This is a genomic window from Achromobacter kerstersii (assembly GCF_902859595.1).
Classification (GTDB): Bacteria; Pseudomonadota; Gammaproteobacteria; order Burkholderiales; family Burkholderiaceae_B; genus Achromobacter; species Achromobacter kerstersii.
In genome coordinates this window covers 445866-458283 of the sequence record NZ_CADIJQ010000001.1, presented here as the reverse complement: position 1 = coordinate 458283, position 12418 = coordinate 445866, and the positions used below count along the sequence as shown (strand labels likewise).

Here is a 12418-nt window from a genome sequence, read left to right as displayed (position 1 = left end):
TGATCACGCCGTATCCATGAACCGCTTCATCGCCCTGTTCTGCGCAGTGTTTCCCGCGCTAAGCAGCGCAGCATATTCCCCTACCCCGACTGAAACCGCCGTGTTCGAGGCCGTCTTGCGCGATGAGTTCAACGCCTTTCTTGAAGGTGGCGAGACGGTCATCGGAAGCCGCCAGGGGCTGGCCCGAGCGCCGGCCGTAGCGGTTGCGATGGCCTACGCCCGCGGCGCCAGCGCCCCCCACCCGGCCTCAATGGACAACGCCCTGCTGGTCTCTGGCGCCGTCGCGTCCATCGAGCGCGATGCACGCGGCAAGCATATGGCCGCCTTCGCAACCCCGCAGCCGGTAACGGTGCGCGCCGAACTTCCCCCTGGGATGTCGCCGGCAGCAAGCCTGACGCTCGTGTGCGGCAAGATGCGCGTAGTGGATAGCTCCCCCACCTTCTCGGATTGCCAGGACGCCGCCGTCGTCGGGCGCCAGGCGGTGGCTGCGCTGAAAGCCGATGTGGCCAACTTCTATGAAGGCAAGCCGACCGAGGCCAGCGTGTCGCGGATGGCCATCAATGTTGCGTTCTACGCAAGTCAGCTGCCCGCTGACCACGGTTGCCCCGATGAAATGGCGCAATGCCGGCAGCACATAGAAGCGGCCACCGCGTCCGCCTCACGCTCGCAAGCGCTGCGTGCGGTGGTGCGGCGGTTTCAGGATGCCGGGGTGGACTTGAGTCCGTATGAGGGTGGCGCGCCTTCCGCGGATTAAACCGCCCCGCGATGGGGCGCATGGCGGGTTGGGTGCAACGCTACGCAGACGCGCGCGTTACGCGGCAGATGGTTCGCAGCACTTCCGCCGGATCAGCCGGCTTGGACAGATACGCCGCGTAGCCTTCACAGGCTGCATCAATTTCATGCTCGGGACGGCCGCTTAATACCAGCACTGGCGTGTCGCTCAGATAAGCGTTTTCGCGCATGGCGGTCAGCAACGCGGCGCCGTTCATGCCGGGCATGGAAAAGTCGGTGATCACGAGGTCGGGGCGCAGATCCAGCATCTGCTGCAACGCCGTCAACCCATCGGTATGCGTCGTGACGTTGTAGCCTTCACTGCGCAGGAACTCGCTCAACATGTCGATCAGCATCGGCTGATCATCGACCAAAAGAATTTTCATCATACTTATTCAGTCCGCGTGAGGCGGCAGTAGTGTTCTGGTTCTGGCCGGCCTGAAGAACCCGCGATGGTAGGGCAAGCAAGCCGTATAGGTGTAAAGCATTTGTATCGGCACGAAACCGCTATTTTGCATGACTGCCAAGTGCGCGCGCCGGATTGCCCGCCACGGTTGCGCCCCTTGGCACGTCGCGCGTGACGACGCTGCCCGCCCCAATGATTGCGCCATCACCCACTGTGATGCCGGGCAAGATTATCGCCCCTGCCCCGATCCAGACACTTTTGCCGATCTGAATGGGCCGGCCATATTCCAAGCCCGCGTCGCGCGTTGCGGCATCGCGGGGGTGGTCTGCCGCCAGAATCTGCACGCCAGGGCCGATTTGCGTGCGGTCGCCAATAACAATCGGCATCACGTCCAGAATGACGCAATTGAAGTTCAGAAAAACGTCGGCGCCCAAACTGATATTGAAACCGTAGTCGCAATGGAACGGCGGCCGGATCACCGCGCCCTGGCCCACCGCGCCCAGCCGCTCACACAGAAGCTCACGGCGCTGCGGCAAGGGTTGCGACAGGCTCGCGTTATAGCGGGCAAGCCACGACAACGTGGCCGCCTGCGCTTGCTGAATCTCGGCGGCCGAGGGGTCATAGAGTTCGCCTGCGAGCATTTTCTTCAGCTCACCAGTGAGCGCGGGAATAGACACCGGATTCCTTTATTTATCGGCGGGCGCCAAGCTCTTGGAGGCAACAACGGGTGCTACGACGCCGGCTTGTCGCGCGCGTCCGGAGGAGTCGGCCGGCCAAACGCGTCCTTGCCTTCTTGCGCTTGGGAGCCGCCCGCCGGATAGCCGGAATTGGTATTGGGATCGGTATTGACGTCGCCCTGCGGCGGGCCATCGGCTACGGGCTGGCCCGTCCCGCCCGTGTCGCTGCGATCAACATGGGGTGATGGCGGCGGATTGGGCGCGGGTGCGGGTTTGGATTCGGTCATGGTTGTCTCCTGGGGTATGCGTATCTCGGCTGGCGGGTCGCGGCTTGCCTATTGCGGCCTGCGTATCGCGTATCGCGTATCGCGGGTTGCGGGTTGCGGGTTGCGGCTTGCGGCTTGCGGCTTCCGTGATGCCACGCGGCCGACGCACGCAGCAACTTTCGTTCCTGACACCCCGCCGCCCGCAAAAAAGCCCCCTCCGTATTCAGCGCTACAATCCCGCCGGCTTCCCCCCTCCCCGCCTCATTCCGGCGTGCCCGGATGCGTCATCACCCCCTCCCGCCTTCGAGAATTTCATGTTTCGGCAGTTGTTGGCCTTAGTCCTTGGGCCGCTTCTAGGTTTGTTCGTTGTCTGCATCGGCAACGCGTTCATCTCCTCTCTGACTACGCTGCGTCTGGACGCCGCTGGCGAATCGGCCACCGTCATCGGGATCATTTCGTCGTCGTACTTCATCGGCCTGACGCTGGGCGCCATCTTCAATGACCGGCTCATTGCGCGCATCGGCCACATCCGCGCCTACAGCAGCTTTGCGTCGCTGATCGCCGTCACCGTCTTGCTGCAAGGCCTGATCTACGGGCCGACCGCGTGGTTCGTGCTTCGCCTGATCAATGGCTGGGCCTGCGTGGGCGTGTTTCTGGTGGTGGAAAGCTGGCTGCTGCTCGCAGGCGACCCGAAGATGCGCGGGCGCTTGCTGGCGCTGTACATGATTGCGCTTTACGGCTCGGGCGTGCTGGGCCAGCTTCAGCTGGGCGCCCTCACACAGCTGGGCGACATGGCGCCCTTCATGGTGGCGGGGCTGCTGGCCTCGTTGTCGGTAATGCCGATGGTCATCATTCCGCGCATCTCACCGCTGGTTGAACGCGTTGAACCGCTAATGCCGCAACATCTGATCCGCATGACGCCCACGGGCGTGATGGGCTGTTTCGGGTCCGGGGTGGCGATTGCCGCCGTGTATACCTTGCTGCCGCTGTACTTGCAGCGCATCGGCCTGGACGTGGCCGACGTCGGCAAGATGATGAGCGCCGTGATTCTGGGCGCGATGGTATTGCAGTATCCCGTGGGCCGTTGGTCTGACCTGCGCGACCGCCAAGTGGTGCTGATTGCGCTGGCCGTGTTCTGCACCGTGTTGAGCCTGCTGATTCTGCTGCTGCCCGCGGGCTCTCCGTTGCTGATCGTGTTGCTGTTTCTATTGGGCGGCGGCGTGTTCGCCATCTATCCGGTGGCCGTCAGCCACGCGGCCGACCGCGCGCCGGCCGATGCGTTGATCCGCATGATTCAGGGGCTGCTGCTGATCAATTCGCTAGGCTCGGCGCTAAGCCCGCTGGCCATTTCACCCGTCATGTCGACGTTCGGCGCCGCCGGTTTTTTCTGGTGTTTTGCAGTGCTGAACCTGAGCTTGATGGTCTTCTTCATCTGGCGGCGCGGCGAGCGCCCGGCCCCCGCACCGGTGGCCCCCTTCGCCGCCGCCGCGCAAATGTCGCCAGCCGGCGTCGAGATGCGCGTAACGGAAGACCTGGTGCAAGGCGCGCTGGATCACGAAATGACCGAAGACCTGACAAACGTCGTGCCGGGCGCGGAAGCAGCGGAACCGGTGCTTTCAGCAGCGCCGAATCCGGTGCCTGCGCCGGGTGGGGACTAGAAAATCAACGCGCGTTTCCTGATATGTAACCGCCCAGCAATACCTGAAATATCATGAAGCCCAATGGCAATCACGCGCCCTTATACTCGCCTCCGCACGGCGTGGCACCCCATCTTGCGGCGTTTTAACCCGCCTTGGCGCGTGACAGATAATCAGCCTGCAATATAAAAACCAGCACCCTTGCGTTCCAAAAAAAATCAACAGGAAAGCGCCTACTCCATGACCCAGACCCTGAAGGCCAGCCCGACGCTGCGCAGTACCTTGGCCGGATTGCTTGTGGCCGCGTTTGCGGCGCTGTCGGCGCCGGCCGCTGCTGCCCCCGCTGCGCCCGCCCCCATCTCCAAGGAAGCCGCTGCGGCGGTCACTCCTCCCGATGCGCCCACGGTGATGTACGCCATTTATGACGTGGACGGCAAGGGCGAGACCACGTATGAGGTCACGAACGGCAGCGTCGCCACGTACTGGTTCGGTCATGCCTTTGAATCCGAAGGCACGCACTATTACACCGGCTTCGCGTGGGACACGGCGGATCGCTATGGCAAACCGGGCGAAGATCAGGTCGGCCCCGGCACGCAGGTCAACCTTACGGAAGTCACGTTCACGCTGACGGACCCGGCCTCCGACAAGCCATGGAAATTCCGTGGCATGGAGCCCACCATCGGCACGTTCGGCGCGTACGAACGGGGTACCGACGTGGACCCCAAACGCAAAGCGATCGAACACCGCACGCCCGGCGGCAAGCTGCTGTTGGCGGTGCCAACCACCAGCTTTGACAACGGCATCACCAGCGACGGCTACGACTTGCTGGTCTTCAATCCGGACCGCCTCAAGCGCGACGGTAACGACCATGTCTGGACGTACGTGGGCGGCGTGTTGACCGGAGAAGACAACAGCGCGGCGTGCGCCGATGGGGAAGTCATGCCCTGCACGGGCAGCTCCGGCGAATTGGAGTTTATGCCCGACGGCAAGACCGATATGCCGGCGTTGAAGATCACGCCCAAGGGCACGACGATTTCGGGCCCCAACAAGACCCGCCATCTGGGCGCCGCCGACATCACGACTTATGTTTTCGACCCGGCGAAAAAGGCCTACGTCAGCAAATAAGCAACCGCTCAAAAGCAGGAGGCCGAAACGCGCCACACACCACCGCAATACAGCTGCAATACAGCTTGCGTACAGGTGCAATTAAGGCCGCCTGCCTACAATTTCCGCATAGCATCTCTACCGCATTCGCGGTTCGAATTCCATGCGGCTTCTTCAGCAGGTCACGACTCCTCCGCCCGTGGGCGGCATTCGTATCGAGTCTTCAGATTCCCGTCAGGCAAACATCGCGCGGCAAGACCTGGACCGATTTCTATCGGAATCCGGGCTGCATGATGCGGCCACCGGCGCAGGCCTGACCGGCGCGTCACCGGGCGCGCATGCCTGGTTGCGTACGGCCGTCGCCGATGTCATCGCCCCCGGCTACGACACTACTGGCATCGCGCAACGGCTGGGGTTGCGGACCGACGTTGATGACGGCGATCTCGACCGCGAGATTCTGCTGGCGATGTTGGCCAGCCCCATCGCCTTCACGTTTCCCGATGTCGCGGAATTGAAATCGGCGGTACGCATCCGCCGCTATATCGTCCAAGCCGCGCGCAAGACGGCCTTGGCGTTTGACACGGAACACGCCGAGCGTCCCGAGGACTTCTGGACGTATCACGAAGACAGCGGCTTTACCGTGCTGCCAGGACGCTCGCTGATCGAGGGCTTGCGCCGCGCCACGCAGCCTGACGCGTCGGGCCAGTTGTATGCGTTCTCTTGCTACCGGGCGACGGAATACGTGACGGTGCTGGGCCTTGCGCAGGAATTGCAGCAGGCCAACCCGGAACTCGCGCGCCGTTTGCAGCGCCAATGGGAAACGCGTGCGGTCATGTCCGGGCGTTTTCATGACGCCTTCCTGCACGAATACGGATCGCTGGACGCGCCGTTGCCGCAACGCTTTTACGTGCCGGGTGACCGGCTCTGGTTCCGCAACCCGGACGCTGCGTCCTCCGATGTGGAAGGCTACGAAGGGTCGTGGGTGTTTTATCTGGGCAATGGCCAGTTCAATAATTTCTGGGAACACGGCAGCCCCTATACGTGGACGTCAAAGTGCGTGGAGATTTTCCACTGGCGTCACGGCTTGCAGAAAGACGCATCCGGCAAGCTGTTCATGGACGAGCAAATCGTTCACGAACGCGTGCAGCAGACACTGGCCGACGCGGACGCCACCGCCGTCATCCTTGAACGCATGGCGCGCATCCGCGACCCGCAAGGCGTGTACGCGGAAGGAGGCTGCATTGACGCCACGCGTGAGCGGGTGCGTTGGGTGCGGCCGGGCCATTGCGACATCGTGCTGCCCGAATTTCCCAGGCCGTCACCGATGTCTATCGCCGCCTGAACTGACGCGCGAATCGCGCGCCCGCCGGGCTTGAAGATCATGGCAAAATCGCGCCATGAACCTCTACCTGGTTGGCGTTATCGTTCTGCTTGCGGCCGCGGCCGTCATCTATCGCTGCCTGCACCGCCGGCCGGATGACACGCCTGGGTCCATCACCCGAACCCTTATCACGGGCGCGCTGCTTTACGGCGTGATCGGCCCGCCTGTCGGCTTGCTCGTCGTGACGCTCACGATGTCGATTCCGCAATTGATGCGCGACCTGGAGGGTTTGCAGGTGGCCTATCTGGTGGGCGGTTTACCGGCAGTGATGTGCGGCGTGACCGCCGGGGCGCTAAAGCCCGCGCGATCCTCATCTTCATGGTCAGCAGAATCTACCTGGCCCGCGTTTGCACTGGCCTGCGCCGCCGGCGCCGTGTACGGCTTTGCGCTGGTCTTGGCGATTGTCAACAGCGACAGCCTGCGATTTGCCGGTGAGGCCTTGCGCGCGGGCGCCGCACCCGGCTTGGCCGCCGCCGCAGTCTGCACCCTGCTGTTCCATGGCAGGCCCTGGATGGCTCACAAGCCGCGTCCCACCTAGCGCGGCATCGTGGCGCGTTGCCCCCGTCGCGCCGTGCCGCTGCCCACGTCGCGACGTGCTACTGCCCACATCGCAACGTGCTACTGCCCACGCCGCAACGTGCCGCTGCCCACGTCGCACCGTGCAGCTGCCGTTAGCCCGCTTCCGGCATCACCCCAACATATCTTCCTCGTGGCCGGATCACCTGCGCCACGCTAAGTTGTTCCAGGCTGTGCGCCAGCAAGCCAATGCTGCGCGCGGTGGCGAATAGCCCGAACGCCGCATCTTCCGGCAAGCGGTAATGCGCCACCAGCGCCGCCAGCGCCACATCAATATTCGGCGGCAGGCCCGTCAGCTGCGTGGCCTTTTCGATGAAGCGCGCGATGACGTCGGGCGGCTCGAACTGCGCCAACAACGCCGCTGCGCGCGGATCGCCGTCGGGGTACAGGTGGTGCCCAAACCCCGGCAGCGGCAGGCCGGTAGACAGGTAATGCGCAATCACCTGGTCTTCACCCAAGCGTTCCACTTCATTGAACAGCGCCTTGACGCGCCCCGAGGCATCGCCATGCAGCGGGCCTGACAACGTCGTCAGCCCAGACAGCAGGCACGCCGGCAATGACGCGCCCGTCGATGCCGCGATGCGCGCCGCAAAGGCGGAACTGGTGAGTTCGTGGTCCACCAGCAAGACCATGGCGGTGCGCAACCCCTCAGCCACGTGCGCGGGCTGCTTCCACCCTTGCGCAAAACGCAGATGCAACGGCTGCTTGCCCGGCTGCGCGCCAAACGCATTGGCCAACTGCCCGACCAACGCCTGGCATTCGCTATGCAGCACGCGCGTCATGCGCCCATGCGTGGAATGCCCGGTGGCGGCCAGCGTCGCCAACGTCGTGAACGCCGCTACCCGCCCGGGTGACGACACACGCGTCGCGGATGAAAAATCAACCGGGTGCTCGGCGTTCCACAACCACTGCGCCGCGGCTTCCAGGCTGGCCGTCTGCGCGAAGGCCACCGCATCCTGCCCGCGATACACCAGGCGCTGGCGAATGAAGGCCGAAATGGCGGTTGGGATGCTGGGTTCAGCGCCGAACAGCGTGTTGGTGGCAAGCGTTTCGTGCTTGCGCCCGGCCTGCTTGCGCTTGGCCAAGCCCGCCACATCTTCTGCCCGGTACAGGCTGCGCCGCGTGTCGGCCGGATCTGGCATCACTTCCAGTTTGCCGCGGCTGACATACGCGTAGATGGTCTGCGGCCGCACGCCCAATTGGCTGCACACCTCGGCCATTGAAATCCAGGAACCCATGATGTCTTGTTGCAAGTTTATATGTTGATTTTATAGATCAATATTGCTTTGCAAATCAATCATTAAATACGATGGGATCAATCATTCACGCACGCATGTTCGCCATGCCGCCCACTTGAGCTGAACCCTATGAAGCCCCAGGTCCTGCAACTGAACCCCATCCTGATTCCCGCCATCAATGACGAGCTGGCCTCGCTTTACCAGGTACACAAGTTCTTCGAGATTGCCGATCAGCCAGCCTGGCTGCGCGAGCACGGCGCGTCCATCAGCGCCGTCATCACGGGCGGGCACACGGGGATATCCCGCGGCATGCTGGAACAAATGCCCAACGTCAAAGTCGTGGCCGTGAACGGCGTGGGCACGGATGCGGTGGACCTGGCGTATTGCCGCAGCCGCCACCTGCCCGTAACCGCCACACTGGGCGCGCTGACCGAAGACGTGGCGGATCTGGCCATCGGCTTGCTGATCGCCGCGTGCCGCAACCTGTGTGCCGGCGACCGTTTTGTACGCGACGGCCTGTGGGAACTGAACCCCCAGCCCAGCGCCATTCCGCTTGCGCGCCGCTTCAGCGGCATGCGCGTAGGCATTGTCGGCATGGGCCGCGTCGGCCGCGCCGTGGCCGTGCGCGCCGCCGCCTTCGGATGCCCGATCCGCTACACCGACCTGCGCGCGATGGACGACGTGCCGCATGAATTCGTGCCTGCGTTGCTCGACCTGGCGGCGGCTTCCGATGCGCTGGTGTTGTGCGCCGCGGCCGACAAGGCCGAGGGCATCATCAACGCCGCCGTGCTGGACGCCTTGGGCCCGCGCGGCTTCCTGGTGAATGTGGCGCGCGGCCGGCTGGTCAATGAGGCCGACCTGACGCAGGCGCTGGCCGACGGCCGCATCGCGGGCGCGGGGCTGGATGTATTTGTTGACGAACCACGTGTACCGCAGGCGTTGCGCAACACCGACCGCACAACGCTGCAAGCACACCGCGCCAGCGCCACGTGGGAAACCCGCCACGCCATGGGCCAGATGGTGCTGGACAGCGTGGCGCAGGCGCTCGCGGGCGAACGCCCGGCGATGAGCCTGACCACCTGACCCGCAAGCGCCCGCCATGTCCGACTTCGTCTTTCCCCCTGCCGCCCCCGTCACGTTGTCCGTGGCGGGCAGCGCTTTGCGTTTTCCCGTGGCGCGCGTGTTCTGCATCGGCCGCAACTACCGATGGGATGCCAATGAACCCGCGCCCCAAGCCATGCCCGCGTGGTTCATGAAACCCGCAAGCGCCGTCGTGCCAGCAAGCGGGCCGCTGCCCTACCCGCCCGAGACCGCCGAGTTCTGCCATGAGGTGGAACTCGTCGTCGCCATCGGCCAAGGCGGCCGGAACCTGACACCCGAACAGGCGCAAGCGGATCACATCTGGGGCTACGCCACGGGTCTTGACCTGACGCGGCGCGACTTGCAGCAACAGGCCAAGCTTGCGGGCGGCCCGTGGGAACCCGCCAAGGCGTTTGATTATTCAGCACCGTGTACGCCCATCCTTCCCGTCAGCCGCGCCGGCCGCCTCACGCACGGTGCGATGTGGCTGGCGGTGAATGGCGTTGAGCGTCAGCGCACGGACCTGTCCCAACTGTTGTGGCCGGTGCCGGCGCTGGTGGCGATGCTGTCTCGTTCAGTGGCGCTGATGCCGGGCGACCTGATCTACACCGGCACGCCTGCGGGCGTGGGGCCGCTCGTGCCAGGTGATGTCATCACCGCCGGTATTGCCGGCATTGGCGAGCTGTCCATGACTGTCGCCCCATGCGCCGCGTAATGCCCAAGAGCTACCCCAACGAGCTGCCCCAACGAGCTACCCCAACAAGCTGCCCCCACGAGCGGCCCCAACAGGCCGCCCAACAGGCCGGCCCCAACAGCCATCACGCCCCTAGTCTTCCCTTCGTTTTCTGACATCAGGAGTTCACCCTTGAACGCAAGCTCGTCCCAAAAAATTGCCCTGGTCACCGGCGCTGGCAGCGGCGTCGGCCGCGTTACCGCGCTGGGTCTGCTGAACGACGGCTGGACCGTCGTGCTGGCGGGCCGGCGTGCCGACCCCTTGCACACGCTGGCCGCCGACGCCACCGCGCGCGGCCAGACTGCGGTGGCGGTGCCTGCCGACGTCACCGACCCGGCCAGTGTGCAAGCGCTGTTCGACACCATCGAACAACGCTTTGGCCGGCTGGATCTGCTGTTCAACAACGCCGGCGTCAACGCGCCCGCCGTGCCGATGGACGAGCTGCCGCTGGACAAGTGGTTCAGCGTCATCAACACCAATGTGACCGGCGTATTTCTGTGCGCGCGCGCCGCCTTCGGGCTGATGCGCCGGCAGACACCGCAGGGCGGCCGCATCATCAACAACGGCTCGATCTCGGCGCATACGCCGCGCCCCTACACTGCGCCCTATACCGCCAGCAAGCACGCCGTCACCGGGCTGACCAAAGCGCTATCGCTGGACGGCCGCGCCTTCAACATCGTGGCCAGCCAGATCGACATCGGTAACGCGTTGACCGAGCTGTCAGAACGCATGACGCGCGGCGTCTTGCAAGCCAACGGCACGACAGCGCCGGAACCCATGATGGACGCCACGCACGTCGCCAATGCGGTGCGCCACATGGCCGCCCTGCCGCTGGACGCCAACGTGTTGACCATGACCATCATGGCAAGCGCCATGCCCTTTACCGGGCGCGGTTAGCGCGGCACACAAGCACCGCAAGCACACAGCGCACTGCAAACCCAGAGTTGACTGAAGTTGACCATCACCCCCGAAGGAGACAAGCATGCAGATCACCACACTGGCCAAGGTTCTTGCCAAGGCCCTACCTAAAACCCTGGCCCTGTCGCTGGCCGCCGTGGCCATCACGCCCACGCAGGCCAGCGCGCAGAGCTACCCCACGCGCCCCATCAGCATCATCGTCCCCGCGCCGCCGGGCGGCGGCATCGACATCATCGCCCGCGTGGTCGGCGAGAAACTGTCGCAGTCGCTCGGGCAACCGGTCATTGTGGACAACCGGCCCGGCGCATCCAACAACCTGGGCACCGCGCTGCTGGCCAACGCCAAGCCCGACGGCTACACCATCGGCATTGTGGGCGGCAGCCACAACATCAATAAGTATCTATTCAAAAACCTGGGCTGGGACCCGCAAAAGAGTTTCGAACCCATCGTCTACACCCACGAAATTCCGCTGGTGTTTGCGGTGTACCCGAAGGTGCCCGCCAAGACCTTGCCCGAGCTCGTCAGCTGGATGAAGGCGAACCCCGACGAGGCCAAGGTGGCGACGTCGGGCCGTGGCAGCGCGCAGGAGATGGCCGCCGAAATGTTCCGCATGGTCAGCGGCGCGCCGATGCTGATGATTCCCTACAAGGGCTCATCAGCGGCTCACCCCGATCTGCTGGCCGGCCGCACCGTGCTGTACATCGACACGCTGAGCGCCATGCAGGAACAGGTCAAGGCCGGCAACGTCCGCGCCGTGGCGATCTCCACCGCCAAGCGCGCCCAGGCGCTGCCTGATGTGCCGACCGCGCAAGAGCAAGGGCTGGCCGGCTACGACGCCAACACCAATGGCGGCTTCCTGGCGCCTGCCGGCACGCCGAAAGAGATCATCAACAAGCTCAATACCGAAATCAACGCGGCGCTGAAGCAACCCGCCGTGCGCGCAAAACTGGAAGCCGCCGGGATCGAGGTCCAGGGCGGCACACCGCAGCAGTACGCGGCAGTGATTCAGGCTGATTTGACCAAGTGGGGCAAGGTCGTGAAGGAAGCGGGTATTCAGCCCGAGTGACGTCGTCTGCGTAGCCGTTCCCTGTGCGCTGCGGCCATCAGGGAACGGCAAGCACAGGGACGCCTGGCCCGCCAACAACGTACATGCGGGCCACAAAAAATGTGTTGTGAGAAAGGGAAAACATAGAAAATCAGAAAAAGGTTATGTATCCTGATTTTCGCGAACATTAACCAGGGACAACTCCCGCCCTTCGTTTCGCAAGCGTTAATTCAATCCCAGCATGACTAGCAATTCGTGGTAACCCTAGATCATTGATCGGCATTCCGTTTTTGAAGTCGGAAGTTTGGAGGGCACGTGACGCAGCGTTTGCAGGTTGATTGGCCGCAGACCAGGCATTGCCTGGCTCGCCGGCAACACCATGTCTCTGTTCCCTCGCCGGGCTTTCTTGCCCCCGCTGCGCCTCTGCCGCGCACACCGCGCTTCCTGCCCCACCCCTGAATGCCCACGTATCGCGCGAGCGGCGAACGCCCCCCCGCGCCATTGACCAGCAGTCCTGAATCGAACCGCATTGAAGCTATTGAGAGACCCAGGAGTTACACAGCCTGCGAAGGCAAGGAGGGGTGTC

The 12418-nt window shown here is 64.0% G+C and carries 13 protein-coding genes; 9 read left to right on the top strand and 4 right to left on the bottom strand.

All coding sequences use genetic code 11. The features are described from left to right. The first annotated feature begins 16 nt into the window (after positions 1-16). Positions 17-754: a hypothetical protein gene (locus HV765_RS02035; RefSeq protein WP_175168598.1), complete on the top strand. Its 738-nt coding sequence runs from the start codon at positions 17-19 to the stop codon at positions 752-754. A gap of 40 nt (positions 755-794) precedes the next feature. Here the strand turns inward: HV765_RS02035 and HV765_RS02030 are convergent, their stop codons facing one another. From HV765_RS02030 to HV765_RS02020, 3 genes are all read right to left on the bottom strand, one after another. Continuing rightward, complete coding sequence (locus HV765_RS02030) at positions 795-1160, bottom strand: response regulator (protein WP_245636493.1); 366 nt, start codon at positions 1158-1160, stop codon at positions 795-797. A 118-nt stretch (positions 1161-1278) separates the two neighbouring features. Beyond that, a complete protein-coding gene (locus HV765_RS02025) occupies positions 1279-1818 on the bottom strand; it encodes a sugar O-acetyltransferase (protein ID WP_175169464.1) in 540 nt (179 codons plus the stop codon). 89 nt (positions 1819-1907) lie between these two features. Continuing rightward, a complete protein-coding gene (locus tag HV765_RS02020; protein WP_054427648.1) occupies positions 1908-2141 on the bottom strand; it encodes a hypothetical protein in 234 nt (77 codons plus the stop codon). A 338-nt stretch (positions 2142-2479) separates the two neighbouring features. Between HV765_RS02020 and HV765_RS02015 the strand changes: the two genes are divergently transcribed. The 4 genes from HV765_RS02015 (at position 2480) to HV765_RS02000 (ending at position 6780) form a co-directional block, all read left to right on the top strand. Beyond that, positions 2480-3778 carry an MFS transporter gene (locus tag HV765_RS02015; protein ID WP_245636494.1) on the top strand — a complete coding sequence of 433 codons (1299 nt, stop codon included), beginning with the start codon at positions 2480-2482 and terminating at the stop codon, positions 3776-3778. 219 nt (positions 3779-3997) lie between these two features. Then, entirely contained in the window at positions 3998-4882 is an 885-nt protein-coding gene (locus HV765_RS02010) for a hypothetical protein (RefSeq protein WP_082387296.1), read from the top strand. Between the two features lie 142 nt (positions 4883-5024). Continuing rightward, complete coding sequence (locus HV765_RS02005; RefSeq protein WP_175168597.1) at positions 5025-6203, top strand: hypothetical protein; 1179 nt, start codon at positions 5025-5027, stop codon at positions 6201-6203. Positions 6204-6258: 55 nt separating this feature from the next. Continuing rightward, complete coding sequence (locus HV765_RS02000) at positions 6259-6780, top strand: hypothetical protein (RefSeq protein ID WP_175168596.1); 522 nt, start codon at positions 6259-6261, stop codon at positions 6778-6780. A 133-nt stretch (positions 6781-6913) separates the two neighbouring features. On the opposite strand, the gene HV765_RS01995 is transcribed toward HV765_RS02000, so the two are convergent. Beyond that, positions 6914-8056 carry a citrate/2-methylcitrate synthase gene (locus HV765_RS01995; RefSeq protein ID WP_175169463.1) on the bottom strand — a complete coding sequence of 381 codons (1143 nt, stop codon included), beginning with the start codon at positions 8054-8056 and terminating at the stop codon, positions 6914-6916. 129 nt (positions 8057-8185) lie between these two features. On the opposite strand from HV765_RS01995, the gene HV765_RS01990 reads away from it, so the two are divergent. The 4 genes from HV765_RS01990 to HV765_RS01975 all read left to right on the top strand — a co-directional run bounded on the left by HV765_RS01990 (position 8186) and on the right by HV765_RS01975 (position 11853). Continuing rightward, positions 8186-9139: a 2-hydroxyacid dehydrogenase gene (locus HV765_RS01990; RefSeq protein ID WP_175168595.1), complete on the top strand. Its 954-nt coding sequence runs from the start codon at positions 8186-8188 to the stop codon at positions 9137-9139. A gap of 16 nt (positions 9140-9155) precedes the next feature. Next, positions 9156-9851, top strand: coding sequence for a fumarylacetoacetate hydrolase family protein (locus HV765_RS01985; RefSeq protein ID WP_175168594.1), 696 nt, complete (start codon positions 9156-9158; stop codon positions 9849-9851). A gap of 150 nt (positions 9852-10001) precedes the next feature. Next, a complete protein-coding gene (locus tag HV765_RS01980) occupies positions 10002-10766 on the top strand; it encodes an SDR family oxidoreductase (RefSeq protein ID WP_175168593.1) in 765 nt (254 codons plus the stop codon). An 85-nt stretch (positions 10767-10851) separates the two neighbouring features. After that, the gene (locus HV765_RS01975) at positions 10852-11853 is read left to right on the top strand and encodes a Bug family tripartite tricarboxylate transporter substrate binding protein (protein WP_054427670.1); all 1002 of its coding nucleotides are present in this window, start codon (positions 10852-10854) and stop codon (positions 11851-11853) included. The last annotated feature ends 565 nt before the right edge of the window (positions 11854-12418 follow it).

Bases quoted from the DNA above. Each gene is read 5' to 3' on its own strand.
- HV765_RS02035 (WP_175168598.1), top strand. From the start codon at position 17: ATGAACCGCTTCATCGCCCTGTTCTGCGCAGTGTTTCCCGCGCTAAGC.
- HV765_RS02030 (WP_245636493.1), bottom strand. From the start codon at position 1,160: ATGATGAAAATTCTTTTGGTCGATGATCAGCCGATGCTGATCGACATG.
- HV765_RS02025 (WP_175169464.1), bottom strand. From the start codon at position 1,818: ATGCTCGCAGGCGAACTCTATGACCCCTCGGCCGCCGAGATTCAGCAA.
- HV765_RS02020 (WP_054427648.1), bottom strand. From the start codon at position 2,141: ATGACCGAATCCAAACCCGCACCCGCGCCCAATCCGCCGCCATCACCC.
- HV765_RS02010 (WP_082387296.1), top strand. From the start codon at position 3,998: ATGACCCAGACCCTGAAGGCCAGCCCGACGCTGCGCAGTACCTTGGCC.
- HV765_RS02005 (WP_175168597.1), top strand. From the start codon at position 5,025: ATGCGGCTTCTTCAGCAGGTCACGACTCCTCCGCCCGTGGGCGGCATT.
- HV765_RS02000 (WP_175168596.1), top strand. From the start codon at position 6,259: ATGAACCTCTACCTGGTTGGCGTTATCGTTCTGCTTGCGGCCGCGGCC.
- HV765_RS01995 (WP_175169463.1), bottom strand. From the start codon at position 8,056: ATGGGTTCCTGGATTTCAATGGCCGAGGTGTGCAGCCAATTGGGCGTG.
- HV765_RS01990 (WP_175168595.1), top strand. From the start codon at position 8,186: ATGAAGCCCCAGGTCCTGCAACTGAACCCCATCCTGATTCCCGCCATC.
- HV765_RS01985 (WP_175168594.1), top strand. From the start codon at position 9,156: ATGTCCGACTTCGTCTTTCCCCCTGCCGCCCCCGTCACGTTGTCCGTG.
- HV765_RS01975 (WP_054427670.1), top strand. From the start codon at position 10,852: ATGCAGATCACCACACTGGCCAAGGTTCTTGCCAAGGCCCTACCTAAA.